The 24,827-nt window shown below is 69.2% G+C and carries 17 protein-coding genes and 2 pseudogenes; 12 read left to right on the forward strand and 7 right to left on the reverse strand.

Translation table 11 applies throughout. From position 1 onward, the window contains the following. Positions 1-41: 41 nt before the first annotated feature. Positions 42-6,290: pseudogene (locus tag OHS81_RS36750) on the forward strand (amino acid adenylation domain-containing protein); the annotation flags it as partial. Between the two features lie 442 nt (positions 6,291-6,732). After that, positions 6,733-7,707 (forward strand): aldo/keto reductase, encoded by a 975-nt coding sequence (locus tag OHS81_RS36755; protein ID WP_328390620.1) that lies wholly within the window; start codon positions 6,733-6,735, stop codon positions 7,705-7,707. Between the two features lie 30 nt (positions 7,708-7,737). Here OHS81_RS36755 and OHS81_RS36760 read toward each other — a convergent pair whose 3' ends face one another. Continuing rightward, complete coding sequence (locus tag OHS81_RS36760; RefSeq protein ID WP_328390622.1) at positions 7,738-8,961, reverse strand: MFS transporter; 1,224 nt, start codon at positions 8,959-8,961, stop codon at positions 7,738-7,740. A gap of 272 nt (positions 8,962-9,233) precedes the next feature. Beyond that, on the reverse strand, positions 9,234-9,728 hold the full coding sequence (locus tag OHS81_RS36765) for a hypothetical protein (protein ID WP_328390624.1): 495 nt from the start codon (positions 9,726-9,728) through the stop codon (positions 9,234-9,236). A 639-nt stretch (positions 9,729-10,367) separates the two neighbouring features. Here OHS81_RS36765 and OHS81_RS36770 point away from each other — a divergent pair. Both OHS81_RS36770 and OHS81_RS36775 read left to right on the forward strand, forming a co-directional pair. Then, positions 10,368-10,871, forward strand: coding sequence for a lamin tail domain-containing protein (locus OHS81_RS36770; RefSeq protein WP_328390626.1), 504 nt, complete (start codon positions 10,368-10,370; stop codon positions 10,869-10,871). 194 nt (positions 10,872-11,065) lie between these two features. Then, the gene (locus OHS81_RS36775; RefSeq protein ID WP_328390628.1) at positions 11,066-11,512 is read left to right on the forward strand and encodes a PPOX class F420-dependent oxidoreductase; all 447 of its coding nucleotides are present in this window, start codon (positions 11,066-11,068) and stop codon (positions 11,510-11,512) included. A gap of 273 nt (positions 11,513-11,785) precedes the next feature. Here OHS81_RS36775 and OHS81_RS36780 read toward each other — a convergent pair whose 3' ends face one another. Together OHS81_RS36780 and OHS81_RS36785 are read right to left on the reverse strand one after the other, a co-directional pair. Further along, entirely contained in the window at positions 11,786-12,376 is a 591-nt protein-coding gene (locus OHS81_RS36780; protein ID WP_328390630.1) for a choice-of-anchor C family protein, read from the reverse strand. A 510-nt stretch (positions 12,377-12,886) separates the two neighbouring features. After that, complete coding sequence (locus OHS81_RS36785; RefSeq protein WP_328390632.1) at positions 12,887-13,606, reverse strand: CTP synthase C-terminal region-related (seleno)protein; 720 nt, start codon at positions 13,604-13,606, stop codon at positions 12,887-12,889. Between the two features lie 70 nt (positions 13,607-13,676). Between OHS81_RS36785 and OHS81_RS36790 the strand changes: the two are divergent. Beyond that, positions 13,677-13,973, forward strand: a pseudogene (locus OHS81_RS36790) (LysR family transcriptional regulator); the annotation flags it as partial. Between the two features lie 7 nt (positions 13,974-13,980). Here OHS81_RS36790 and OHS81_RS36795 read toward each other — a convergent pair. After that, positions 13,981-14,856 (reverse strand): IS5 family transposase, encoded by an 876-nt coding sequence (locus OHS81_RS36795; RefSeq protein WP_328390634.1) that lies wholly within the window; start codon positions 14,854-14,856, stop codon positions 13,981-13,983. A gap of 32 nt (positions 14,857-14,888) precedes the next feature. Here OHS81_RS36795 and OHS81_RS36800 point away from each other — a divergent pair, with 32 nt between their 5' ends. From OHS81_RS36800 to OHS81_RS36820, 5 genes are all read left to right on the forward strand, one after another. Beyond that, a complete protein-coding gene (locus tag OHS81_RS36800) occupies positions 14,889-17,045 on the forward strand; it encodes a hypothetical protein (protein ID WP_328390636.1) in 2,157 nt (718 codons plus the stop codon). Positions 17,046-17,487: 442 nt separating this feature from the next. Then, positions 17,488-18,195 carry a hypothetical protein gene (locus OHS81_RS36805; RefSeq protein WP_328390638.1) on the forward strand — a complete coding sequence of 236 codons (708 nt, stop codon included), beginning with the start codon at positions 17,488-17,490 and terminating at the stop codon, positions 18,193-18,195. Next, positions 18,105-18,728 (forward strand): tyrosine-type recombinase/integrase, encoded by a 624-nt coding sequence (locus OHS81_RS36810; RefSeq protein WP_328390640.1) that lies wholly within the window; start codon positions 18,105-18,107, stop codon positions 18,726-18,728. The genes OHS81_RS36805 and OHS81_RS36810 overlap by 91 nt, the downstream gene beginning before the upstream one ends. 68 nt (positions 18,729-18,796) lie before the next feature. Further along, positions 18,797-19,867, forward strand: coding sequence for a hypothetical protein (locus OHS81_RS36815; protein WP_328390642.1), 1,071 nt, complete (start codon positions 18,797-18,799; stop codon positions 19,865-19,867). Positions 19,868-20,614: 747 nt separating this feature from the next. After that, on the forward strand, positions 20,615-20,875 hold the full coding sequence (locus OHS81_RS36820) for a hypothetical protein (protein ID WP_328390644.1): 261 nt from the start codon (positions 20,615-20,617) through the stop codon (positions 20,873-20,875). A 5-nt stretch (positions 20,876-20,880) separates the two neighbouring features. Here OHS81_RS36820 and OHS81_RS36825 read toward each other — a convergent pair whose 3' ends face one another. Continuing rightward, complete coding sequence (locus OHS81_RS36825; RefSeq protein ID WP_328390646.1) at positions 20,881-21,498, reverse strand: TetR/AcrR family transcriptional regulator; 618 nt, start codon at positions 21,496-21,498, stop codon at positions 20,881-20,883. A gap of 69 nt (positions 21,499-21,567) precedes the next feature. Between OHS81_RS36825 and OHS81_RS36830 the strand changes: the two genes are divergently transcribed. Next, positions 21,568-22,902, forward strand: a complete 1,335-nt coding sequence (locus OHS81_RS36830) for an alpha/beta hydrolase (protein WP_328390648.1) — start codon at positions 21,568-21,570, stop codon at positions 22,900-22,902. Positions 22,903-23,015: 113 nt separating this feature from the next. Further along, a complete protein-coding gene (locus OHS81_RS36835; RefSeq protein ID WP_328390649.1) occupies positions 23,016-23,648 on the forward strand; it encodes a substrate-binding domain-containing protein in 633 nt (210 codons plus the stop codon). A 478-nt stretch (positions 23,649-24,126) separates the two neighbouring features. Here OHS81_RS36835 and OHS81_RS36840 read toward each other — a convergent pair whose 3' ends face one another. Continuing rightward, on the reverse strand, positions 24,127-24,792 hold the full coding sequence (locus OHS81_RS36840; protein WP_328390651.1) for a hypothetical protein: 666 nt from the start codon (positions 24,790-24,792) through the stop codon (positions 24,127-24,129). Between the last annotated feature and the right edge of the window lie 35 nt (positions 24,793-24,827).

Consider the following 24,827-nt stretch of genomic DNA (forward strand, 5'->3'; position numbering starts at 1 on the left):
ACAGCGTACTGGCGTGCCACCGGCACGCGGCCGGCGGTACGGCCCTGACAGACCTGTTCGAGGCTCAGGCGCTGCGCCATCCCCGTCGCACGGCCGTCAACTACGGCAGCGACAGCCTCGACTACGCCGCACTCGACGCACGTGCTAACCGGCTGGCACGCGTCCTGATCCAGCGCGGCGCGGGACCCGAACAGCTCATCGCCCTCGCCCTGCCGCGCTCGGTCGACCTCGTCGTGGCCATTCTCGCGGTCCTCAAGTCCGGCGCCGCCTACCTCCCGCTGGACCTGCACCACCCCGAGGAACGGCTGGAGAGCATCCTGCAGGACGCCCGCCCGCTGCTCCTGCTCAGCCTCGTCCCCCTTGACCTGCGTGCTGCGACGCCACGACTGGTGCTCTCCACCCCGCAGACCGCCGCGGAGCTGGCGGAACAGGACACGACCGCCCCCACCGACGTGGACCGCAGCGCCCCCGTGGGCCCGGACACGGCCGCGTACGTCATCTACACCTCGGGATCGACCGGCCGGCCCAAGGGGGTCGTGGTCAGCCATCGGAACGTGGTCCGCCTCTTCACCCACAGCGCGTCTCACTTCCACTTCACCGAACAGGACGTGTGGAGCCTCTTCCACTCCTACGCCTTCGACGTGTCGGTCTGGGAGATGTGGGGTGCTCTCCTGCACGGCGGAAGACTGGTCGTCGTCCCCTACGACATCAGCCGCACACCCGACCGCTTCCTCACCCTGCTCGCCGAGGAACGTGTCACGATCCTCAGCCAGACCCCGTCGGCCTTCTATCCCCTGATCCAGGCCGACCGGGACCGGCCCGCACAAGGAGACCGGCTCGCCCTGCGCGCCGTCGTGTTCGGCGGCGAGGCACTCGACTTCGGGAAGCTGGCCGCCTGGTACGAGCGCCACGCCGACGACGCACCGGTCCTGGTCAACATGTACGGCATCACCGAGACCACCGTCCACGTCACCTACACGGCGCTCACCCGGGACGACACCCTCGGCCGGCCCGCCGGCAGGATCGGCACCGCACTCACCGACCTGTCCACCTACGTCCTCGACGAAACCCTGCGCCCCGTGCCGGCCGGAGTCCCCGGCGAGCTGTACGTCGCCGGGCCCGGCGTCGCACGCTGCTACCTGAACCGGCCCGCCCTCACCGCGGGACGCTTCGTCGCCGACCCCTTCGGGCCGCCGGGCAGCCGCATGTACCGCAGCGGTGACGTGGCGCGCTGGAACGGCCAAGGCACACTGGAGTTCCTCGGCCGCGCGGACCAGCAGGTCAAGATCCGCGGCTTCCGCATCGAGCCGGGCGAGATCGAGTCGGTCCTCACCGCCCACCCCGCCGTGAGCCAGGCAGCCGTCGTCGTCCGCGAGGACCGCCCCGGCGACCAACGCCTGACCGCCTACGCCGTCACCGCCCCCCGGACCGGCGAGGCACCCGATGACACGGCCGCCGAGCAGGTCGGCGACTGGGCGAAGGTGTTCGACTCCCAGTACGCGCGCACGCGCTCCGCCCGTACCCCGGCCTTCGGCGAGGACTTCGCCGGCTGGCACGACAGCTACCACGACGGCGCATCCCTGCCCGCACCCCACATGTGGGAATGGCGCGAGGAAACCGTCCGCCGCATCCGCGCCCTGAACCCCGACCGCGTCCTGGAGATCGGCGTCGGCACCGGGCTGCTGCTGTCGCAGCTGGCTCCCGGCTGCCAGGAGTACTGGGGCACGGACGTCTCCCGGCAAGCCGTGGACCTGCTGCGCCGCGAAGTGGCGGTGCGGCCCGCCCTGGCCCCGAGGATCCGGCTGAGCTGCCGGGCGGCCGACACCGTCGGCGAGCTGCCCGCCGGCCACTTCGACGTCGTCGTCCTCAACTCCGTCCTGCAGTACTTCCCGAACCCCGGCTATCTCCACGACGTACTGACGCAGGCCCTCGCGCTGCTCGCACCCGGCGGGGCCCTCTTCGTCGGCGACGTCCGTGACGCGCGCTCCCTGCGCTGCTTCACCACCGCCGTGGAGCTGCACCGCGCCGCTGCGGACGACAACACGGCCAGGCTGCGCCAGGCCGTGGAACGCGCCCTGACCCTGGAGGAGGAACTGCTCCTGGCGCCCGACTACTTCCACGCCTTCGCCCGTCGGCAGCCGTCGGTCGGCGCGGTCGACATTCAGGTGCGCCGCGGCCGCCACCACAACGAGATGACCCGCTACCGCTACGACGCCGTGCTGCACAAGACGACGACACCGCCCACAGCCGGCCGGCACGACGCGACCGTCCGGCTGCGTCGGCCCGACAGCGAGGACACCGCGGCCGCCCTCACGAAGTACCTGCGCGAGCACCGTCCCGCGCACCTGCGGGTGTCCGCGATCCCCAACCGGCGAACGACCCAGGAGGCCGCGGCCGCCCGGGCCCTCGACGAGGGAGCGACCCCGGCCGAGGCACTGAACGTCCTGTCAGCCGCACCGCACGGGGTCGAGCCCGACGAGTTGTACGCACTCGGTGCGGAACTCGGCTACCAGGTGGCGGTCGCACCGTCGCCGACGGACGTGGACGCCGTCGATGTCCTCTTCTCCCGCGCCGGCACCACCCTGCAGGCGTACGAGCCCGCCGACGACCTGGGCGCACCGGCCGCGTACGCCACCAGTCCGGCAGCAGCGCGCCACGGCGCGCGACTGACCGCCGCACTGCGCGCGTACCTGCGCGAACAGCTGCCCGACTACATGGTGCCGACCGCGATCGTGCTCCTGGAGCGGCTGCCCCTGACGGTCAACGGCAAGCTCGACCGGGCGGCGCTGCCCGCCCCGGCTGTCGAGGCCGGCTCCGGCCGCCTCGCGCGCACGGACCTCGAACGCGAGCTGTGCGAGCTGTTCGGCGAAATCCTCGGCGTCGCGGACATCGGCATCGATGACGACTTCTTCGCGCTCGGCGGTCACTCCCTGCTGGCCACCCGCCTCGTGGCACGGGTACGTGCCGTGCGGGGTACCGAACTCCCCATCCGCGCACTCTTCGACAGCCCCACCGTCGCCCAGCTGGCCGACCGGGTCCAGGACCGCGGGTTCGACACCGACACCCGTCCCGCGCTGCGGCAGGCCGACCGCCCCGGCACGCTGCCGCTGTCCTTCGCCCAGCGCCGCCTGTGGTTCCTGCACCACCTGGAAGGACCGAGCCGGGCGTACCACGTGCCCTGGCTGCTCCGGCTGACCGGCGAACTGGACACCGGCGCGCTCCGCGCAGCCCTCCAGGACCTCATCGCCCGCCACGAAGTCCTGCGCACGATCTTCCCCGACCAGGACGGCGAGCCCTGCCAGCGGATCCTCGACCCGGCGGACGCCCCCGTGGCCATGCCCGTACGGCGCATCACCGACGACGCGCTGACCACTGCCCTCGACGAGGCGATCGGCCGGCCCTTCGACCTTGCCGGTGGCATTCCGCTGCGCGCCCACCTCTTCTCACTCGGCCCGCACCGGAACGCGCTGCTGCTGCTGATCCATCACATCGCCTGCGACGGGTGGTCCTTCGCCCCGTTGGCCGAGGATCTGATGGCGGCCTACGAGGTCCACGCCGGGTCCGTGCCCGAGGCCGCTGCCACGCCCCCCGTCCCGGTCGGGACACCCGACGACGCCCCTGCCGACGAACGGCCCGGGCCGCCCGTGCAGTACGCCGACTACACGCTGTGGCAGCGAGACCTGTTCGGCGACGCCGACGACCCTGACGGCCTGCTGGCCCGCCAACTCGCCTACTGGCGGCAAGAGCTCAGCGGTCTGCCCGCGGAACTGGACCTCCCCTCGGACCGCCCGCGCCCCGCGGACCCCACGTACCGGGGCGCGACGGTACCGGTCGCCTGGGACGCGGAACTGCACCGCGCCCTGGCCAACCAGGCCCACCACAGCGGCACCAGCCTCTTCATGGTGCTGCAGGCAGCCCTGGCCGCCCTGTTGACCCGGCTGGGCGCGGGACACGACATACCTATCGGCTCACCCGTCGCCGGACGTACCGACCAGGCCCTGGACCGGTCCGTCGGATTCTTCGTCAACACCCTCGTCCTGCGGGCGGACACCTCCGGCTCCCCGAGCTTCCGGGAACTGCTCCACCGCACACGCGACACCGCGTTGGGCGCGTACGCACACCAGGACGTGCCCTTCGAGTACCTCGTCGAGGACCTCAACCCGGCCCGCGCCATCGGCCGCCATCCGCTCTTCCAGGTGTCCCTGGCCCTGCAGAACACCCCCGAACCCGGCTGGACCACCCCCGGGCTGAAGATCGACAGCGAGCTCCTGCACCCCGGGGCGGCCCGCTTCGACCTGCTGCTCAACCTCACCGAGCAGCAGACGGCGGACGGCGAACCGGGTGGGCTGACCGGATTCCTCGAGTACAGCACCGACCTCTTCGACCGGGACACCGTCCTCGGCCTGGTCGCCCGGCTGACCCTCCTGCTCACCAGGGCGGTGGCCGCCCCGGACACGCCCGTCGAGGCCCTGGACATCCTGACCCCCGAAGAGCACCACCAGCTGCTGGCGGAACGCACGAGCACCGACCGCCCCCGGCCCGCCACCACGCTGCCCGCCCTCTTCCAGGACCAGGTCGTCCGCACCCCGGACGCGACGGCCGTGATCTGCGACGGCGACCGTCTTACCTATGCCCGGCTCGACGCCCGTGCCGTTCGGCTCGCCAGGCGTCTGAGCGCCGCCGGAGCGGGACCCGAGCGGCTCGTGGCCCTGGCCCTGCCCCGGTCGGCGGACATGGTGGTGGCCGTACTGGCCGTGCTGAAGACCGGCGCCGCCTACCTTCCCCTGGATCCGCACCACCCCGCGGGGCGCATCGCCCTTGTCCTGGACGACGCGGCCCCCGTCTGCGCGGTCGCCACCGATGAGACCTCCGCACTGCTTCCCGACGGCCTTCCCGTGCTCCGCGTCGACGGCCCGGCCGATGACGGCCTCGCTGACCAGGACCGGCCGCAGGCACCGCTCCCCGGCAACACCGCGTACGTGATCTATACATCCGGGACGAGTGGCCGCCCCAAGGGCGTAGCGGTCCCGCACTCCGCTGCCGTGAACCTTGCGCTCTGGGCCCGCGACACCTTCGGGCGACAGGAACTCTCCCATGTCCTGGCCGCCACCTCACTGACCTTCGACGTCTCCGTCTTCGAGATCCTGTGCCCCCTGCTGTGCGGCGGCAGCATCGAGATCGTCCGCGATGTGCTGGCGGTGGCGGAGCGCCCGGCAGGACGTTGGACGGGCAGTCTGATCAGCGGCGTGCCCTCGGCCGTCTCCCACCTCGTCGGCCACCACGACGTGGACCTCAAGGCGGAGACCGTCGTACTGGCAGGCGAAGCACTGCCCGCCCATGTCATCGCGGAACTGCGGACCGCCGTCCCCGGCGCCCGAATCGCCAACATCTACGGGCCGACGGAAACGACCGTCTACGCCACGGCCTGGCTGGGCGAGGACTGCGGCCACCGCACTCCGCCCATCGGCCGCCCCCTCGACAACACTCGTGTCCATGTGCTGAACCGGCACCTCCAGCCCGTTCCGCCCGGTGTGGCAGGTGACCTGTACATCGCGGGCGCCGGACTTGCACGCGGATACCTCGGCCGCCCCGTGCTGACCGCGGAGCGCTTCGTCGCCGATCCCTTCGGCGGCCCGGGAGAGCGGATGTACCGCACCGGCGATCTGGTCCGTCGCCACCGGGACGGCTGCCTGGAGTTCATCGGGCGGACGGACGACCAGGTAAAGATCCGTGGATTTCGAATCGAACCGGATGAAGTGGCGGCGGCCCTGACCGGCCACCCCGGCGTCGGCCAAGCGGCCGTGACCGTACGGGAGGACCGGCCGGGCGACAAGAAGCTGGTCGCGTACTACGTGCCGAGCCGCGGCACCAGGGACGCGGTGGCTCTCCGGCCGGCGCCCCAGCAGGAGGAACTGCGCACGCACCTGGAACGGACCCTGCCCGCGTACATGCTCCCCGCCGCCTTCGTCGAACTGGACCAGATGCCCCTGAACGCGAACGGCAAACTCGACCGCCGCGCCCTGCCCGCACCGGACACCGTGGGACACGGGGCGGGGCGGACCCCGCGCACGCCGGACGAGAAGGCACTGTGCGACCTGTTCGAGCAGGTTCTCGGGGTGCCCCGGGTCAGCATCGACGACAGCTTCTTCGACCTCGGTGGGCACTCCCTGCTCGCCGCCAAACTGGTCGCTCGCATACGGGCCGACGTCGATGCGAGCATCCGCGTCCAGGCCCTCTTCGAAGCGCCCACCGTGGCCTCACTCGCCGCGCGTCTGCATGCAGAGGCATAGGCGCGCAGAGACCCAGACGCGCAGAGACCCAGACGCGCAGAAGCGCCACACCCAGCTCCGGGAGACAAGGAGGCAGAACCGTGCCGCACCCCTTCGAGGACCCGACGGGATCATTCCTCGCCCTGGTCAACCACGAGGGCCGGCACTCGCCGTTGGCCTGCGTCCGCCGAGGTGCCGACGGGCCGGCCCGCCGTGTTCGGTCCGGACAGCCGCGCGGCCACCCTGGAACACGTGGAGCGCACCTGGACCGACATGCGTCCCGCGTCCCTCCACAGCGGCGGTCTGCCGGACGGGGAGCGGCAATGACCCACTACTTCGTCCAGCGGTCGCCAGGCCCCTCGGCCGTAGATCTGGAACACCGGCTGAGCGCCGTCCGATCCGTCCGATCCGTCCAATCCGCCCGGTCCCCGGGCTCCCGTCACGAGGTGGAGGCACCCGCATCATGAAGTACGCCAACTTGGGACGCTCGGGGCTCGTCGTCGGACGCCTCGGTCTGGGCACCATGAACTTCGGCCCCCACACACCGGAGCCCGAGGCGCACGCCATCATGAACCTGGCCCTGGACAAGGGCGTGAACCTCTTCGACACCGCCAACATCTACGGCGCGCAGAGGGGCGAGGGGATCACGGAGCAGATCATCGGCAACTGGCTCACCGAGGACCCCGCACGTCGCGACCAGATCGTTCTGGCCACCAAGGTCTACGGAATGATGGGCCTCAAGCCCAACTCCGGCCGGCTGTCGGCCTTCCACGTCAGGAAGGCGTGCGAGGACTCGCTGCGCCGGCTCCGGACCGACCACATCGACCTGCTGCAGGTGCACCACATCGACCGGACCACACCGTGGGAGGAGACCTGGCAGGCACTGGACCTGCTGGTCGCCCAGGGAAAGGTCACCTACGTCGGCACCTCCAACTTCGCCGGATGGCACCTGGCCAGGGCACAGGAGCACGCCCGGCAGCGCAACACACCCGGCCCTGTCAGCGAGCAGTCCGTCTACAACCTCTTGGAACGCACCGTCGAGCTGGAAGTGCTTCCCGCCTGCCGCGACTACGGCATCGGCCTGCTCCCCTACAGCCCGCTGCACGGCGGTCTGCTGGGCGGAGCGGTGCGCCGCGGCACTGCTGACGGGCGCGTGGCGGAGCCCAAATCGGGCAAGCAGCTGAAGCGGCACCACGATCGGATCGCGGCGTACGAGAAGTGGTGCGCCGACCTCGGCCTGCCGCCCGCCCAAGTGGCGCTGGCCTGGCTGTTGCACCAGCCGGGTGTCACCGCGCCGATCCTGGGTCCACGCGTGGCGGCACAGCTCGACCAGGGCCTCGCAGCGCTGAAGATCTCCCTGGACAGGAGCCAGCTCAAAGAGCTCGACGCGCTCTTCCCCGGACCCGGCGGGCCCGCCCCGGAGGCGTACGCCTGGTGAGAGGGCCCGACGGGGCGTCGCCCGTCGGAATCAGCGGTGCTCGGCGGGGCTGCTGTCCACCGTCCGGCCGGATTCGGCCGGACGGCCCTGCTCCGCGGGCGGCAGCATCCGCTCGGTGAGCACTGTCGCGAACGCGACGACGGTCAGCAATCCGCCCACCAGGAACGTGGACCGCACGTCCCAGGCGGGCAGGATGAGGCCGCCGAGCAGCGCCCCGCCCGCGACCCCGGCGTTGAAGGCACCGGAGTTGGCCGCCAGGGCGATTTCGGTACGACCGGGAGCGAAGCGCAGCATCTGGTTCTGTGTGGCCATGAACACCGGGCCGAGCGAGCCGCCCAGCAGCACCAGGAACGCGACGGCTCCGGCCCGGGCGGTACCGAACGCGTACAGGCCCAGCATGCCGGCCGCCTGGGTGGCCACCGGAACGACCAGCGTGCCGCGCGGGTAGCGGTCCAGGAGTGGCCCCGCGATCGACACACCCACCACGCCCGCGATGCCGGAGACCATCAGCAGAGCGCTGACGGAGGTGTCGGAGAAGCCGCTCACGTCACCCAGGAACTTCACGAGGTACGTATAGCCCGCGAACGCGCCCGTGACGGACAGGGCGGTGGTCGCCAGCACGATCCTGAACCGCCGCTTGTCGGGTGCCGAACCGTAGGCCGCGTGCCCCTCCTCCGGCCGGGACGTCGGGAGCAGAACAGCGATGGTGACGAGGGAGACCAGCCCCAGCCCGGCCAGCACGACGAGCGGGACCTGCCACGCGCTCTGCTGGCCCAGCCACGTACCGAGCGGGACACCCAGCACCAGGGCCAGCGAACCGGCCACCGACAGCACCCCGATCACCCGTCCCCGGACAGCCGGTGCGAACAGGCCGACCGCCACCGGCCCCATCACCGCCCAGAACAGCGCCTGGGCGAGCGCGGTAACCAGCCGGGCGACCATCAGCAGCCAGTAGCTGGAGCCCAGTGCCGAGACCAGGCTGGACAGGACGAGCGCGGCCAGCAGCACGGTGAGTACATGGCGGCGCGGCATGGACCGGGTGGCGTGCGCGACAGGCAGGGAGACCAGGGCGACGGTCAGCCCGTAGGCGGTGACCAGATAGCCCACCGCCGAGAGTGACACCTGCACGTCGGCCGAGATGAGCTTGAGCAGCCCGATCGGCAGGTTCTCCGTGGTGTTGAAAGTGAACGCGGCCAGCATCAGGGCCGCGAGCACGGCCAGCCTGTGCCAGCGAGCCGACGGTGCCGTTGCCATGCAGCCTCTTCCCGCTCTCCTAGTCGATCACACTCCCATTGAACATACACACAACTCATCTGCCTCGTGGGCCACTTGAGGCCACATTGGCCGAGATCGCCATGCTGCAGGGCGGTCAGGAGGATCCAAGGTCGCGAAGGGTGGCTCGATTCCTTCCCCGCCGCCGGCTGGGCCCCCGCCCGGGCGCAGGTCCGAGAGCGGTCCCACAGATGCCGCCGCCCCTTCCGGACCAGAGTTATGCCTGGTCAGGAAGGGGCGGCGGCATCTGTCGATTAAATGTAGGTGATGTCCCAGTGGCTGCTTTCGCGGGCGTAGATGTTGCCCGTGGCGGACTTGTACATGGGCGCTCCGTCCCCGCGCTTGCCGGCGTACCGGAACGTGCGCTTGATGTAGTTCGTGACGCAACCGGTCGGAGAGATGTCCACCTTGTAGCCGTTCCAATGGCTGTACCGGCCTGATGCATGGCCGGTCTCGGTGCCGCCGGTGATGGTGACCGCACACCGGCCGGCCCGTTTGAAGGCGATGATCCCTTTGACGGTTCCGGAGTTGATGCGGGTGAAGGACGTGCATCGCCGGTTGTTGCGGTGCGAGCAGTGACCGCTGGAGGTCCAGCTGATACCGGCCGCCCGCAGCCTGCTCGCGGCTTGTGCATGCGTCAGCTTCGCACCGCTGGCGGCCGCGGTGTCCGCGGTGATGACGGGCGCGGCGAGGGCAGCCGCGGCCAGCGCGGCGACGAGGCCGCTGCGAGCGGACAGAGGGGTGGGCATAGCCGGGTTCCCTTCGTGACGACTATTCGAGTATTCGAGGCGCATGCACAGCGAATCCGAGGCGAGGGGAGGGGCGACGGGCTTGGCTCCCCGGGTGGGGCGGCACTCCGTCGGCAGAACGGCCGCTACGGGCAGCACCGGGCCTCCCGTCTCGCCGCACCGATCATGTCCATCGGAACGGCGACGGAACACCGCTACCGACCGGCTGGGGTTCTCACGGGACGCCGTGGGCGCTGAGCTGCTGGGACGCCCTCACCCATGAGGCGATCGTGGGACGCCGGACACGCGGTGCCGGGTGCCGGGTGCGTGGCGCCGCGTGCCGGACGCGCGCAACCGGGTGCCTTCACGGCGGCGATCGGTGCCGGGTGGCTCATGGGCCCGCGGCAGCCGCGAGGTGTACACCGCCAGTAACCCTTGCCGCGCCTGGGTGCGTGTACAGGGCGTCGCGTTTGTGCTGGTGAGCGCGGGGGAGTGTGCGCCTGGCGTGGTGTGGTTGTGTATATGTCTGTGTTTTGTAACACCAAACCGGATTTCTTCCCTCAAGGTGTGACCAGCCGTCACTGTGTGGGAGCCCGGTCAAACCGGCCGGGTATCCGGTTTCCGGCACCTGGTTGTGGGTGCCGTATCCAGGGGGTTTTCGTGCTCCGTAAGACTTCGCGTATTGCCGCCACGGTCCTCGGCTCCGTGGCTCTGGCGGCCGCCGCCGTCCTCCCGGCCGCCGCGGCCGGCCACGGCCATGCTCCGGCTCCGCATCACCGCTCGGCGGTGGTGCTCGGTGCCATCCAGTACGACAGCCCCGGGCGGGACGACCACTCCAACAGGAGCCTGAACGCCGAGTATGTGACGGTGAAGAACCACGGCCGTACGGCGGTCAACCTGCGTGGCTGGACCCTCTCGGACCGCGCCGGCCACACCTACCGCTTCGGCAACGTCCGTCTGGGCGGCCACTCACAGGTCCGTGTCCACACGGGGATCGGCCGTGACAACCGCTGGGACCTCTTCCAGGACCGTCGTGACTATGTCTGGGACAACCACCGGGGCACCGCGGTCCTGAGCAACGATCACCGCCGGGTCGTTGACTCCGAAAGCTGGGGTCAGCACGGCCACGGTGGGCACCACGGTCACTGGGGTCACCCCCGCTGATCAGCCCGAACCGGCCGGTGAGAGGTGATGTCGCCTCGTCGGCCACCCGGTGCGCCGCAGGTTCCTGCACCTGCGGCGCACCGCCATGTTCCGGCCTGTCCGTCTGCCCGCCCGGCCGGCACATCATGAGCCTGATGCGGAATCCACGGCTCCCTCCGATCCGTCCTGTCGATCATGGTTGGTAGCCTGCCGGGATGACTGCGATCTTTGACGAAGCCGTCCGCGCCCGGCTGCAAGCCCCCAACATCTGGTACGTCGGCACCGTGTTCGCCGACGGAGCGCCGCAGGTCAGCCCGATGTGGGTGGATCTGGAGGGAGAGGGCGAGCTGATGTTCAACACCTCGGTGGGTCGGGTGAAGGAGGAGAACCTGCGCCGCGACCCCCGCGTCTATCTCTCGCACGCGGACGCCGCCAATCCCTTCGACCGAGTGCAGATCAGTGGCGAGGTGGCCCGCTTCATCGACGGTCAGGAGGCGCACGACCACATGGACCGGCTGGCCCGGAAGTACCTGGGCAGCGAACGGTTCGAGTGGATCATGCCGGGGGAGCAGCGGGTTGCGGTGATCGTGCGCCCGGTCAAGGTGCGGCACATCGTCGGGGTGGAGCGGTTCCGCCCCGGCGGCCCCGTCCCCGCACCCTGACCGGCCCACCCAAGCGCCGCTCGTTCCCCGCGCAGGGTGGCCTTTCGGCCGGTCGTGGCAATCCGTCGCCACCGGCATGGCTCCGTCGCCAGGCCGGTGGCGACGGCCGGGTGAGGACGGCCGCTTCCTTGCCTCCGGCTGAAAGTGTTCAGCCCTGCCAACTCAGTTTCTCAATGCGCGAGTTGACGATTTGACGAGTTGAGCATCCCAACGCCACAGCCGCGGCCCGTGCCCATGAGGGGCGGCTCGCCCGCGGACGCGTCGTGGCGTCGGTCAGCCGGAGCAGGACGAGCAGGAGCAGCAGGACCCGACCCGCACGTTGTCGATCACCGGACCGTAGGCGCCACTGGCAGTGGTGCTGGCGAACGACAAGGTCGTGGAGGCACCGGTGGCCACGAACGTCACCTGACGTCCCACGTAACCCATCCGGGCAAATGTCTTGCCAGTGGTGTCGAACGAGAAGTCCTGGAAGTTCTGTCCGTCAACGAGAACTTCACCTGTCTTCACGCCCTGATTGCCCGCCGGGTTGCCGGCCAGCGCGTAGGAGACCGTGTACGTCTTGCCCGCTGTCGTCGCGAAGGTCTGCGACACCTTCCCCGGGCCCTGGCCGTTGAGGTCGACGGACTGTGCCCCGTCAGCCGCCTGCCAAAAGCCGCTGCCGATCAGGTCCACCGAACCGCTGTCGACCGTCCAGGGACCGATGGACTGCCCCGCCTGCAGCGCACTGAAGGAGTTCGCCGGCGCGGTCGGGTATTCGAAGCTGCCGTCATCGAGCGCGACCGGGGCCGCCAGCGCGGTACCGGGCAGGAGTGCCAACAGGCCGGCAGCGGCAACGGCTGCGACGGATACGCGTAAGGCCACCATGTGTTCCTCCAGGTGAAGAGCGTTTGGGCGTACTGGTGGAGCACACGAAGTCTGTAGGGCGGGCCTCGCCAGGGACAGATCGCGAAGACGGCGCCTGGGGGTAACTGCCCTGGTGAGTTCACCGTCGCGCGCCGCGCTTGCGCATCAGCGCGCCGACAAAAATCAGCCAGGGCCGGCCGCGGGCACATCACCGGCTGCGAGTGGCGGCTGACCAATCAGAGGCCGTTCCGCTCCTCGTTCCCCGCAGCCCGACCCGCTCGGGGGCATGGCACATGAGCAGATAGGGCTCACGTGTCGGGATGTCGTCAAGGGCCCGCGTCAGGACGGGGCGAGGACGCAGCTGAACAGGTCGCAGTGCCATGCCGGCGATCCTATGCGCCCGCTCTGCAACGACATCCGCAGGTACCGTCGCCGAACAGGCATCAACTCTTTGCCCAACGCCATGGTCGGCTGGCCGGCTTGTGCGCTCAGCCCTGCCGGGCGACCTGCTCGCTCGCCGGTTGAGGCATGTCATGCCGCCGCGTTCGCCCGGGCAACGGCGGCCGTCGCGAGGCCGCGGATGAGGGGGTGCGGGCGGGCGCCGTCGCCGGCGAGTTCCGGCTGGAAGAGAGTGGCGAGGAAGAACGGGTGCTCCGGCAGCTCGGCGATCCGCACCTCGCCGTCGGTGTCGGTGCCGGTGAACTGCAGCCCGTGGGTGCGCAGCAGCTCCACGTGGTGGGGGCTGGCGCCGAAGTTGCAGTGGTAGCGCTCGATGGATCGTTCGGCGCCGATGAGCGCTTCGGCGCGGGAGCCCGCGGCCAGCTCGATCGTGCCCTCGTGACCGACCAGGGAGCAGGCAAGCGGCACCACCACGGCGTCGGCCGCCGAGGTGCCGGGAGCGTTCTCCGCGTGACCGGCCGTTGCCAGCCCGGCCACGTTGCGGGCGTATTCGAGCAGGACGTGCTGGAAGCCGGCGCAGGTGCCGAGCAGGGGGATGCGGTCCTCGCGGGCGGTGCGGATGGCCGCGAGCGCGCCGGCCTCGCTGCGGTATGGGCTGCCGGGCAGCACCCAGATCGCATCGAACCCGGCCAGGGTCCTGTGGTCCGCAACATCCTGGGTGGGGATCCAGTAGGCGTCCAGGTCCAGGCCGTCACGCTCGCGCAGCGCGTCGAGCAGGCCCGGGATGCGGTGGTGGGAACGGACGTGGGGTGAGCGGTCGCCGACCAGGGCGACGCGGGCGGTGTGTGTCACGCGGCCATCCTGAGCCGCCCACCTGCATCACGTCCAACGATGATCCCTGCATCCGGTATCAGCAATACTGATGCTCGGGGATCCGCAGCAACTGCGTACTTTCGTCGCCGTCGTCGACCACCGTTCCTTCTCCGTCGCCGCCCAGACTCTCGGCTTCACCCAGTCCGCGGTCTCGCAGCACATCGCGAGCCTGGAGACCGATCTGGAGGCGCCGCTGCTCACCCGCCGCCCGGTGGCGCCGACCGAGGCGGGCGAGCGGCTGCTGGATCACGCCCGGCCGCTGCTGCTGCGCCTGGATGCGGCGCGGGCCGACATCGAGGTGTTGACCGGACTACCGAGCGACTCGCCGGGCCACGGCGCATCCCCCGGTTGGTCTAGGGCTTGTCCCGTGGATCACCAGTGGCCCAGATGAAGACTGCAGCGAGTTGGACGGCTGCTGCGTAGTGGACGGCTAGTTTGTCGGTGCGCATGGCGACGCCCCGCCATTGTTTGAGTCTGCCGATGCACCGCTCGACCGTGTTACGGAGCTTGTAGTCGTCGCGGTCGAAGGCTGGCGGGCGTCCTCCGGCCGCTCCTTGATGTTTTCGGTTGGCGACTTGGTCCGACCGCTCGGGGATAACGGCCTTGACCCCGCGTCGCCGGAGGTAGGCACGGATTGCGCGGGAGGAATAGGCTCGATCGGCGCTCACCTGCAGCGGCCGGGTCCGCGGGCGCCCGGCGCCGGTCCGGGGAATGTGAATGCTGGCCATGACGGCCTCGAAGAACAACGAGTCGTGACGGTGCCCTGCCGAGAGCAAGAGGGCGATGGGGCGGCAGTAACCATCGGCTGCCAGGTGGACTTTCGTGGTCAGCCCGCCGCGCGAGCGCCCCAAGGCGTGGTCAGGTGGCTCACCTGATTCCTCCGGCAGTGTTGGGGCGCCCGCGGCGTCTTGGTGAGCTCGGACGGTGGTGGAGTCGACGCTGACCCGCCAGTCGATCTCGCCCGCAGCGTCAGCCAGGCTCTGGAGCCTGGTCGGCAATCTTTGCCAGGTCCCGTCCCGGGCCCAGCGGCGGAACCGGTTGTAGACGGTCTGCCAGGGACCGAATCGGCCAGGAAGGTCTCGCCAGGGTGCCCCAGTCCGGTACTTCCAGGCCACCGCCTCGATCACTGTCCGGTGATCGTGCCACCGGCCGCCTCGCGGCGGGTGGCCGGGCAGTAAATCTTTGATTCGTTCCCACGCCGCGTCAGTCAGACGGTCCCGAAGCTTCACACGGAGCCAACGACGCAGCCTGGGCAAGCAGGATGATTTTCGGCCTTTGTCTGCCTTTTGGCGCCAATGAGCGTCACCAGGAGGCTGCTCTGAGTAGCGTCCTGACCCGATGGGAGCCGCTCGAAGCGGTCCGCGGACAGAAGGGCAGGACGTTCATGGCCGGTGCAGGGGATGCGACTCCGGAGCAGCGTCTGGAGAAGTTGCGGGGGCTGTTGATGGGCACGCGCAGGGATACGCGTGCTGCGCGGTCGCTCGCGCGCTACGACAAGGGCAATGTGCTGATCGGGGCGGCATTGCATGCTGCGGACCGGTTGCGGGAGGGGAAGGCCCCCACCGATCTGGAGCGGCAGTTGCTTGCGGTGATGCGGGCCGCGCTGCCGGATGCGGAGATCAAGGGCTGGGGACAGGTCTACCGCGAGGCAGTGGCCAAACTCGGGAACCTTGACGTGATCCCGCAGACCATCACCAGCCGACCGGTGTCCTCCGGCTACAGCATGGCGGACCTGGTAGCGGGCTTCGGGCCGGTCGCGCAGGAGGCCGCGTCGATGCCGAACACGGCCGTGGTCGACCCAGAGGTACTCGCGACGGGGAAAAGCATCGACAGCCCGGAGTTCAACGCCGGTACGCGCGAGTTCGGATTCGGCGCCACCGCATTCAGCCGGTCACGCCAGGCAATCTCCGGACAGACGGCGGAGAACGAGGAGGCCACTGAGACCGCTGATGCCGCAGAGGATGGGGAACGCACGGCGCCATCGGCGTTCAACGTCAAGCTGGAGCTTGAGAGCTTCTACGTTCACCGAGCGGTAGGCGACCAGGGCGGAGGAAGGGACGAGATCTACTGGTGTTCCGCCTCCGCCAGCGACAAGGCCGAGGGCCCCGCCTACAAGTCGCAGGAGTTCGGGGCGGTCAAGAAGGGGGACCGCCGCGAGTTCTCGGCGTCGAACCGGACGGTCTTCAACGGCAAGGCAAGCACCCATGTGATGCTGAGCGTCTACTGCTGGGAGGCCGACCAGAGCAGCAGCGCGTGGTACGACGAACTACACAAAAACCTCAAGACCCTCTCCAAGACCATCTTCGAAACCTGGAAATGGCAGCTGTACACCGGAGTGCTGCCGGGGACCGAGGTCGCCGGCTGGGCGGGCGAGATCTTGAAGCTGGGCATCTTCCTGATGGAACACCTGCGCAACTACGACGACCTCTCCTGCGCACGCGCGATCGTCCTGGACCAGTTCGACCTGGCCCTGATGTCCCACCGCAAGACAGCCTTGTGGCACTTCGACGGTGACGGCCACCACGAGCTGACGGTGAGGTATTCCGGCGACAAGGTGCCCTTCCCCGAGGGAACCCTGGAGTACGTCGTCTACGAGGGCGACAACGCGAGCGCCCCGATCACCCTGCCCTGGAAGAGCATGGGCGCCCCGGCCCTGGCCTCGTTCAAGGGCAAACTGCACGCCCTCTTCCTCCGCGCCAGCGATCAAGCCGTCATGTGGACGGTACTGGACGGCCAGACCTGGACGCCGCCTGTTCGGGTCCGTACCTGGAGGAGCTACTACCCGCCGGCCATGGCCGTCTACAAGGACAAGCTGTACTGCACCATTGTCGCCACGGACGGCAAAATGGTCTGGAGCGTCAACACAACCGGCACCTCATGGGCCGAGACGACACGGTCCCGAAACTACAACTATGCCGCGGCCCCGGCCCTGGCGGCATGGCGGAACCAGCTGTGGCAAGTGGACGTGGACTTGAACCAAAAGATCTATGAGAACTACTACGACGGGACAGACCCTCTGTGGAGCAGGTCCGAACAGTGGCATCCCTGGGAGACGAAACGTCCCGTTGGCCTCACCACACAGGGAAACACCCTGTGGCAGGCCGTTCGCGGGACAGGCAGCCGTGAGGGCCGGGTGGACCTGACCTACTGCGAATTCAGCGGAGGCTGGAAAGACTTTGCCACGCCCTCCAACTGGCGCGTCACATCCGGGCCGACACTCGCCGCCCACAACAACAGGCTGTGGATCTTCCTCCGCAACACGAGCGGTGTCCTCACTTCCTCCACCCACTCGGGCAGCGCCTGGAGCGACACCCAACCTGTCGGCTTCGGGGGCGAGATCAAACCGATGGACGAGGCGAACCCAGCCGTACACAACGGCAAGCTGTACGTGGCCTACCGCCGCCCGGCCCCCGCGTAAGAACACCATGGCGGCTGACGGCAACGTGCCCGAGAAGATCCCAGCCTCAGACCCCATAGCCGTCAAATGCTTGCCCACGCCTACGCCCTGGTGACCTCCGGCACCACTGCGATACCAACCGAGGTCCCGCTCAGCAGCAAGGCCAGCGGCCACCAAGTGGGCCCCTGCCTCGAACTGGAACCCTGAAGTCCCTGGTTGCGTTGGGTGAGTCCCCAACGCAACCAGGGCAAACACAAGAGCGAGCCGTCACACACCTACGAATGGGTGACGCCGGTCGATCCCACTACCCCCTCCTGAGCGAGGCACGAGACCAGACTCATAGATCGGCTGCAAGACCGCACTCGTCAGGGCCACCGGCTCTACAGAGGCCCAGCGATGATCCACGAGACAGGCCCTAGTCGATAGATGTTGCGCATCCGAACGAGCAAGGAGCGCAGCAAAGTTGGACGAGTTCTCGCGCGATGTCCGATCGATTCGCCTGCCACGGTGGGGGCATGTGGCCGCGAACCCGGGCGTGGTGCCGTGGCTGGTCTTCGATGAGGAGGGGCGGGCTGTCGAGCCGGTACGTCGGTACCTGATCGATTTCGTCGCCCGGTACAACCGGCCTGGCAGCGTCCGCAGCTACGCATTCGGCCTGCTGCGGTGGTGGCGGTGGCTCCGGGTGGTGGATGTTCCGTGGGACCAGGCCACTCCTGCCGAAGGGCGGGACTTCGCGTTGTGGCTGGGGGCGACGGTCAAGGTCCCCAACGCTGCGCGGACGGTGTCCATCGCGACGGCGGGCACCATCAACCCGATCACCAAGAAGCCCTATCTGGATGACCGCTACAAGCCCCGCACCATCCGGCACAGCAACGCGGTGATCCGCAGCTTCTCCACCTTCTGGATCGAGACAGGCGAAGGCCCACTGATCAACCCGGTGCCGCTGGCGCGCTCCGAGCGCCGCCGTCCCCACGCCCACCACAACCCGCTCGATCGTACCGGGGCGAGGGCCGGCTTCGGTACAACCCGAAGCTTCCACGCCGCCGGCCCCGGCAGATGTCGGACGGACGGTGGAACGAGTTGTTCGCCGCGCTGCGCTCCAACCGCGACCGGGCGATCGTCGCGCTCGCCATCAGCAACGGCGCCCGCGCCTCGGAACTCCTGGGCATGAAGGGGGTCGACGTGGACTGGCGGGATCAGCTCGTACGTGTGGTGCGCAAGGGCGCCCAGGCCGAGCAGTGGCTGCCCGCGAGCGCGGAGGCGTTCATCTGGATCCGGCTCTACCAGAGCGAGGGCACGCCGCTGGACCCGCAGGCCCCGCTGTGGTGGACGCTCCGGCGCCGTGACCGCGGGGAGGGTCTCATCCATCAGCCGATGAACTACGAGGCGCTACGGGCGGTGTTCCGCCGGGCCAACGCCCTGCTGGGGACGAACTGGTCCATGCATGACCTGCGGCATACCGCTGCCCTGCGCATGGCCCGCGACAAGCGTCTTTCGCTGCGTGACGTGCAGACCATCCTGGGACACGCGCACCTGAGCACCACCGCCGACATCTACCTGGTAGAGGACGAAGAGCAGGTGATCGCACGCGTCCAGGAGTATCTGGCCGACGTCAAGGAACGTGCCGCCCTTCCGCCGCCCTCGCCGGCCACCGGCTACGAGGCGAGCGACCTGGACGTGCTGTTCGGCGGTGAGTTCGCATGACCCGGCAAGGATCGCGGCGGGCCAACTCCGTCCGACTGGCGGGAACCGGACCGGTTCCGCCGCGGCCGTTGTTCGTCGACCACGAGCTGAAAGCCGACGAGGGACGAGTCGGGCCCCACGACCACCTGACCCGCGCCGAAGTTCTCGCGCTGCTGCCCACCTGTCCGTCCTGGCCATCCCGCGATTCCAAGGCGGACCGGGACCGGGGGCACATGCGGCTGCTGAACGCGGTCAAGATCCTGGACTGGCTCGCCGCTCACCCCGGCGGTGGATGGCAGGAACGCTGGCGGGCGGCCGGCAAAGAATTCGTGCTCGCCGCCGTGCTGGGCGACGACCAGAGTGAGGGCCAGCGCAACGGGCTGGTGGCGGGGCTCAACTGCCTGATGATGAGCCGGATCGTCCTGCCGGGATACGCCTTCCTGCGCGGTTACAAGGCATGGCGGCTGTTCAAGGACGTCCAGCAGATGTTTCCCGACGGGGACCTGGAGACCATGCGCAATCACGGTGTTGGGCTGGGCATGACTCCCCGGCACGTCGATGAGGGCTTGCGCCTGATCTCCGCGATGATCCTGCACACCGGCCGCGACCTGCATGAACTGACCGCTGAGGACATTTTCCACGTCCGGGCCTTGGGACGCCGTCTGCGAGGTGAGGCGTTCATCGGAACGCACACGGCGTGGGAACTGCTGCGGGGCGTCGGCGTCATCGAGTCCAAGGAGACCCTCAAGGACGCTCTGCGATTCGGCCAGCGGCCGACGGCCGAACTGGTCGACGTCTACAACATCCAGTCCACGGCGATCCGGAACGTTGCTGGTGCGGTATCTCGACGAGCGCCGTCCCGGTGTCGACTACGGCAGTTTCCGCGGACTGGTAAGGGAACTGGTCGGTGTCTTCTGGGCGGACATCGAGGCCCACCACCCCGGCATCGACACTCTCCGGCTCCCCGACGAGGTCGTCGACGGCTGGAAGCAGCGGCTCGTGACCTACGTGCACAGCAAGAGCGGGGAGGTCAAGGAGCGACGTGGCCGCATCGCCGTGATGATGCGCGTCCGAGGCTTCTACCTCGACATCCAGGAATGGGCGCACGAGGACCCGTTCTGGGCGCAGTGGGCCGTCCCCAGCCCCATCACCCGGAGTGATGGAGCCGGGAACCACAAGATCTACAAGCAGACCACCGCACGCATGCACCAGCGGGTGCGCGAGAGGCTCCCTCACCTCCCGCTGCTGATCCAGACGGCCGAGCGAGTACACCATGAGGCAGCCGCTCTGCTGGAGGCCGCTCGCGCTACTCCGCCGAACGGGGTCTTCGAGCACGACGGGACGAGTTACGTGCGGGAGTTGCTGAAGGTGAACCAGGTTCCCAGTCGGCTGGACCACGGATCGCCGCACGTCTACATCAGGCCGGTCGGTGCCACCGGCCGTCGGATCAACCAGAGCCTTGTGGAGGACGACGCCTTCTGGTCCTGGGCGGTCATCGAAACCTTGCGCCACACCGGAGTGCGAGCCGAGGAACTGACGGAACTGACGCATCTGGCGCTGGTGTCTTACCGGCTGCCCGAGACCGGGGAAGTCGTTCCGCTGCTTCAGATCGTTCCGTCCAAGAGCAACGAGGAACGGCTCCTGCTGGTCAGCCCCGAACTCGCCAGCGTCCTGGCCACCATCATCAAGCGCCTTCGCGACGCCAACGGCGGCAAAATCCCGCTCGTTGCCCGCTACGACTCCCACGAGCGCGTTACCGGCCCGCTGCTGCCGAGCCCACCGAGCAGGAGTGGCACGACTTCCAGCAGCACTTCGAGCTCCGCAAGGTGTCACTGGGCACCTGCGGGCGACCTTACGGAACCCCCTGCAAGCACGAGCACGCCTGCATCCGCTGCCCCGTTCTCCAGGTGGATCCCCGCCAGAGGCCACGCCTCATCGAGATCATCCAGAACCTCCACGAGCGCATCACCGAGGCCCGCGCCAACGGCTGGCTCGGCGAGGTTGAGGGACTCCAGGTCAGCTTCGACGCTGCGATGGCCAAGCTCAACAGCCTCAAACGGGCTCCGACCGATGGCCGGCCGCAGCTGGTGGACCTTGGCATGCCGGTCTTCACCGACGATGCACCCCGCCCCGCCAGGGACCGGGAGGGCCCGGATAACGGGCCCTGATCCTGTCAGTGAGCGAGTTCGGCTTGGCGAAGGCTGCGGAACACCGATGGGGTCATCCATCCGCGCAGCGTGGCGTGAATCGTCGAGCGGAATGCGGCCTCGGCCGTGGCGGCGTCGAGGGCTCCGGCCAGTTCGAGAGTCACCAGTCCGTGCAGGGTGGCCCAGATCGACAGGGCGATCGACGTTGCCTCGCCGACGAGGATGGACGCCGCCAACGCGCGATCGATCGCCGCGAGGAGCGGACGGATCGGGTCACTGGCACCGACCTCCCCCGACGGGTCGAAGGACTGCACACCACCGAACAGCACCGTGTACAGGTGACTGTGTCCGCGCCCCCAACGACGGTAGGCGACGGCCAGCGCGTAGAGGTCGGCGAGAGGGTCCGCGGAGGTCTTCGTCGCCGACAGGTCCTGGAACAGGCCGGCGACGGCTCTGTCGCGCACCGCACCGATCAGCCCGTCCTTACCGCCGAACAAGGAATACACCGCCGTCGTCGACGCCTCGGCAGCAGCGGCCACGGCGCGGAGCGTGAGCGACTCCCGCGGACGGGTGGCAAGCATCTCGGTCGCGCACTCCACAAGCCGCTCTTTGACGGCCTCGTCGTTTGTTCTCGGCCTACCCACGGGCAGCAGCCTACCTCTCTTTGATAACGTCGTTTTGAAACAGCATTCTGAAACTGTTGGAGGTCCGCTATGCCCACGTCCGCCATACGTCTTGTCCGCTTCACCGGACGCTTACTGCTGGCCCTGGCCGCCGTCGTGATGCTGGTTGTCGTCTTTCTCGCGCTGATCGCCCTCACGGACGGGGCAGGCTCGGGGCTCGCCGCATGGTTGCCGACCCTTGGAGTCGGGGCTGTCCTCGCGACGTGGCGGGGCCGGCGCGGCACTTGGCCGGCGCGGCTCGTGCCGTTCCTGCCGGTGGCTGTCGCGGCGGCGTTGACGGCATCGGTCTGCATCCCGACCGTGCCGACGGCCCGGCGGTACCCGCCCGCGCTACCCTTCGTGACCACGCAACACTGGAGCCTGACCACGGGCAGCCGGGTCGCGGTGTACCACTACCCGCCCGCGCACCCCAGCCCCCGGCATCCCATCCCGCTCGTGTACCTCAACGGCGGACCGGTCCGCGGCATCTCGGTACTCGACCATCGATTCCTGCAACTCCTGGCCCGCCAGGGCTACGACGTCTACGCCTACGAACAGGCCGGCGGCGGACGAAGCGACCTGCTCCCCATGAGCCAGTACACGATCTCCAGGCCGGTCAGCGACCTTGCCGCCTTTATCGACCGCCTGAACAAAGGCAAGGTCGACATCCTCGGATTCTCTTCAGGCGGGGCCGTGCTCACCCGAGCCTTGGCCGACCCGAGCGTCGCCGGACGCCTGCACCGGGCGATCATCGCCGAGCCCGGCCCCATGGATGGCCCTACCGCACACATCACCGGGCACAAGGGCCGAAAATCCGCACGCGGCCTCGCGCCGGCCCCGACCGGACCGCGATCGACACACGTCCCCCGGTACGCCGTGGCATTCGGCCTCATGCGGCTCGGACTCCTCAGCCCCGACACCGGACTGATCGGACAGGCCGAAGGCGACAACGCCTTCACCGCCGCAGACCTCGGCAGCGACACCGCATCCGCATACTGCGCGCGCGACGCGCACCGCATCCCCGCCGAGGACACCGCACAAAACTTCTCCTTCAGCCCCGCCGCCAGTCTCCGCATCCAGCAGACGGTCAAGGACTCACCCTCCATCGCCTCACAACTGAGGCAGTCCCGGACCCCCGCGATGCTGATGATCGCCGAGTGCTCCTCCCAGATCCGTCAATGGGAGACCACCGTCCTTGCCAATGACCCCGCCATCCAGCGCACGCAGTACATGCCCGGAGTCGGACACCACATGTGGAACGGCCTGGACGACAACAACGACCGGGCCGCCGCCGTCATCACCGCGTTCCTTCAGGACAAGCCAGCACCCCTGCGGAGCTACCCGACCCGCGACGAGATCCCTACCTTCCTGCGCGATCACGAATGAAGACGTTGAGGCCCGTCACCGGCAGCGGCTGGCGAACCCTCGAAGCCGTCCGGGCCCTGAGCCAGGCACAGCCAAGGACGACCTCTTAGTCCGGAAAAGCGCGCCTGCGGCAGGTGCGCCCGGGGCGGCTCGCGGTGGCCTGCACGCCGGGCGCGCTGACGCCCGCCACCGCGCACGCGCTGGTACGCGCCCGCACCGCGGCCCCGCAGCTCGCGGCCTCGGTGCGGGTGTGCAGTCGTACCGAGGCGGTCCAGGCGGTGCTGACCGGTGCGGCGGACCTGACGCTGGTCGACGGGGCCGTGGCACCCAGCGATCCGCTGCCGCTGCCCGACGCCGGCCCTCTGACCGCCTTTCCCCTCAGCGAGGAACCTCTCGTGGTCCTACTGCCCGCCACCCACCCGCTCGTCGGCCGTCCGGCGCTGCGGCTGGCCGACCTCGCCGCCGCCCGCTGGATCGACGCACCCGACGCCGCCGTGCCCCTGAGCCAGCTCCGGGCCGCCGCCCAGTCCGACGGCTTCGGTCACCAACTCACCTACACCGGAACCGACATCCGCGGCCTGTCCGTTTTGGTGGCCGCCGGAGCCGGCCTCACCGTTGGCGCCCTGCCCGCAGCCGCAGACCTCCCCGGCATCGCGGCCGTACCGATCAGCGAGCCCCGCCTCGTGCACCGCACCGAGCTCCTTCACCCCCGCACACCCACCACCCCGGCCGCCGAACTCGTCGACACCTTGCGGCTCGCGCAGTGACGGCAGCGGAGCCGGCACGCACCCTGTGCGACCTGGCCCCTCCATGAAGCCGTAGGTGAGAGGCCGTGCAGCCGCTCCGGTCGCCAACCGGGGCGCTCAGTCCCGCCGCCCCTGGTACTCGTCCGCCCACCGAAGCGCTCCGTCACACGTGAGCCGAAGCTCAGGAGTTGTCACCAGCGGGACCGGCTGAGCTGGTGAATGGGAACGGTCGAAGCAGCCTGGTTGTCACAAGCGAGGCATCCGGCTTGTCACAGACGCTCATTCAGCACCCCTGACTACCTCGCGGTGACCCGGCACGGCGTCCGGCTGATCGACGTACGCCCCGAGCCTGCTGGGTCTGGGCTGGGTCGGTTACCGCACGCTGATCCGGTGGGAGAACGCCCGCCGCCGGTTCGGGCTGGTCGGCTGCGCGGATGACCGATGGATGCGCCGAAGTGGCGGAACGCGGACGGTTTCCGAGGAGAGCGGCGCTCGCGACTCAGCCGCCGTGAAGACCCCACTCGTCGAGGCCGCCGTAGAGGTGAGCTTCAAGGCATTGCGGGGCGTCGAGGCCCAGGGCCTCGCCTCGGTACAGGGCAATGAGCGAGTCTTTGCCCCGCCACCAGGTGTCGGTCAAACCCTGCACTTCGGGCACCGGCTCGTAGCCCCCGAGGTCCACTGTCTCGACGGCCCTGCCCCTGATCCTTGCGACGGTCTTGGCCCAGCGACCGGCATGAGCGGCGAGCGCCAAGGACTCCACCCATCCGTCTGTGCCGGCATGCAGGGGCGTCCAGCGGTAAGCGTCGATCCCGAACGCGCCGTCGGGGCCGATCATGAATCCGTAGGCCATGGACACCCGGCAACTCCCCGCGGGAAACGACCAGCCTTCATCGGCCGAGCCCTCCGGACAGTCGGCGGCCAGGATGCGTGGTCCGCCCTCGTAGAAGGGCGCAGGCGGGAGGGCAAGGCCGCCCCAGCGGTCCTGAAAGGCCACAGCACGATCGATCTCCGCGGCCGGAATCCCGTGCCCGGCCCACGCGTCGCGGTGACGTCGTATCTCCTGCCGAGGAACGCTGATGCCGTCTACCTCGACGAACCTCTTGGCCCTGTCGCTCAAGCCGGCGGGCGCAACCGGGATCGGTGAAACGAGAGGGGCGGTCGTCATGGCGCCGGAGTCTAGTGACAAGGCGTTCTCTCTCG

The organism is Streptomyces sp. NBC_00400, from assembly GCF_036048035.1.
Classification (GTDB): domain Bacteria; phylum Actinomycetota; class Actinomycetes; order Streptomycetales; family Streptomycetaceae; genus Streptomyces.